The organism is Lysinibacillus sp. GbtcB16 (genome assembly GCF_019091145.1).
Lineage (GTDB): Bacteria > Bacillota > Bacilli > Bacillales_A > Planococcaceae > Lysinibacillus > Lysinibacillus fusiformis.
Map to the genome: position 1 here is coordinate 1 of NZ_JAGXJV010000047.1, position 1,831 is coordinate 1,831.

Sequence of the window (1,831 nt, forward strand, 5' to 3'; positions counted from 1 at the left end):
ATCCCTTTACTACTTGGGGGTGTCTTTTATTATGTAACTGAACCGATTCAGAGATTTTTAGAAAAGCGTAAATTCCCTAGATGGGCAAGCATATTGACGATTGTGTTCGGTCTCATAGGAATTGCAGGGGTTTTTGGCTGGATTATTGGGAACCCGATTGCCGAGCAGGTCAATAAATTAGTGAAGAATGCCCCTATGATTAGTTCAAGTATTAGTACGAGTATTCAGCAATTAACAGACTATGTACTGCTCAATAAAGATAACTTCCCACAGCAGGTAAATGATGTAATTGAAAAAATGGCGAACTCTGTGCAAGATGTTGCAATGGTGGCGAGTAAAGGGTTTATTTCCTTTTTACAATCCATTGTGTCTGTATCATTACTAGCTGTTTTAATTCCATTCTTCTTTATTTTTATGTTGAAGGATCATGAGAAATTTGCACCATCTATTTATAAATATTTCAGTGGCGAACGTCAGCAATGGGTTAAGAAAACATTAAGTGAAATTGATGATGTTTTACGTAGTTATATTCAGGGCCAATTGCAAATTAGTTTTTTATTAGCGCTTATTATGTATGTGGGCTACTTAATTATTGGATTAGAATATTCGTTACTATTAGTAATCTTTGCATTCTTTATGAATATGATTCCATTTATTGGGCCTTGGATCGCATTTACACCAGCCCTAATCGTAGCGGTTATTCAGGATCCTATTTTAGTTGTTTGGGTATCCGTTGTGACGCTAGTTGCTCAACAAATTGATAGCAACTTTATTACACCTAACGTGATGGGGAAATCGCTCGATATCCATCCACTAACTGTTATTACAATTATTCTAGCAGCAGGTAATATTGCAGGCTTTATAGGAATTATTATCGCTGTACCATTTTATGCAGTATTGAAAGTTATCGTATCCAATATTTATGATCAACGTAATGCAATAAAGAAAAAAGCGACGAAATCAGTATAGGAGTCGAAACGATGGAACAAGAAATTGTAAAGGTATTTAATGAACAGCATGAGGAATTTGGAACAGCTACACGGTCGGAAGTACATGAAAAAGGGCTTTGGCATGAGACATTTCATTGCTGGCTTGTCAATGAGGACTATATTTATTTTCAAGTACGAAGCTCACAGAAAAAGGATTATCCAGGTTTACTTGATATTACAGCAGCAGGCCATCTATTAGCTGTTGAAACAGTGGAATCAGGTATACGAGAAGTAAAAGAAGAATTAGGGCTCCAAATAGATGTCCGAGATGTTGTCAAAATGGGCATGACCTCTTGTAGTATCGTTTCTGAAAATATGATTGATAATGAATTTTGCCATGTCTACATATATCCTTTCGAGCATGATTGGAATTCCTTTGCTTTACAATATGAGGAAGTATCAGGTGTAGTAAGAGCAAGACTGAATGAGGCCGAAGCTTTCTTCTTGGGAGAAACGACAACACTGAATATTGAAGGATACGAATACTTCCCTGATGGTCAACGAGTGAAAATTGTCAGACCAGTTGGAACGGCACAATTTGTTCCTTATCGTGAATTATATGTTGCACATGTGATCAAATTTGCGCGTGAGAAAATATTTAATCAAACATCCTAATTTGGGTAGGATAAGCTAGAAGATAGCTTATCCTATTTTCTTTGTAAAAATGATGAGAATGTACACAATATAACAGGAAAAAATAAGTTATACTGTTAGATAGATTGTAAAGAAAAGGAGCATTTTTTATATGCTAACATTTGAACAAAAACAAGCATTTATTGAATCATTTTCTGAACTAACGAAAAAGGAAATATCAATAAAACGCATAAATTATCACTTTATGG

2 protein-coding genes are annotated in these 1,831 nt (G+C 35.2%); both read left to right on the forward strand.

The window, feature by feature from the left end; translation table 11 throughout:
• Positions 1–969, forward strand: a 969-nt coding sequence (locus KVT27_RS23090; RefSeq protein WP_217582016.1) for an AI-2E family transporter, incomplete at its 5' end; no start/stop codon positions are given.
• A gap of 11 nt (positions 970–980) precedes the next feature.
• Positions 981–1,604, forward strand: a complete 624-nt coding sequence (locus KVT27_RS23095; RefSeq protein ID WP_217582017.1) for an NUDIX hydrolase — start codon at positions 981–983, stop codon at positions 1,602–1,604.
• Positions 1,605–1,831: the final 227 nt, after the last annotated feature.

Coding starts and splice junctions, on each gene's coding strand:
- KVT27_RS23095 (WP_217582017.1), top strand. CDS start 981: ATGGAACAAGAAATTGTAAAGGTATTTAATGAACAGCATGAGGAATTT.